At 41.5% G+C, this 366-nt stretch carries 1 rRNA gene; it reads right to left on the reverse strand.

From position 1 onward, the window contains the following. Positions 1–276: 276 nt before the first annotated feature. Positions 277–366 (reverse strand): 16S ribosomal RNA (locus KJS58_RS25080); the annotation flags it as partial.

Raw genomic sequence — 366 nt, forward strand, 5'->3', positions numbered from 1 at the left:
AGCAATCTATTAATCTTCACTTGTTTAACACAAGTTCAGCTTAAAGGATATTTCTAAAATCGCAAAATTGTTTCGTTATCTAGTTTTCAAGGAACAACAACCATGCGTTCTTTGGTTCAGCACGGATGTGCGAATAAAGAATACATGTGATTTTGAGAGATTGGACTCTCAAAACTGAACAACGAGTGAGTGTTACTTTGCTTTTGCAAAGTGATCCGTCGACTTTCGTCGTACGTAATTTTGAATGTTTCCGTTTCAGGAAACGATTCTCCATAGAAAGGAGGTGATCCAGCCGCACCTTCCGATACGGCTACCTTGTTACGACTTCACCCCAATCATCTACCCCACCTTCGACGGCTGGCTCCT

This window comes from Paenibacillus sp. J45TS6, assembly GCF_018403285.1.
Lineage (GTDB): Bacteria > Bacillota > Bacilli > Paenibacillales > Paenibacillaceae > Paenibacillus.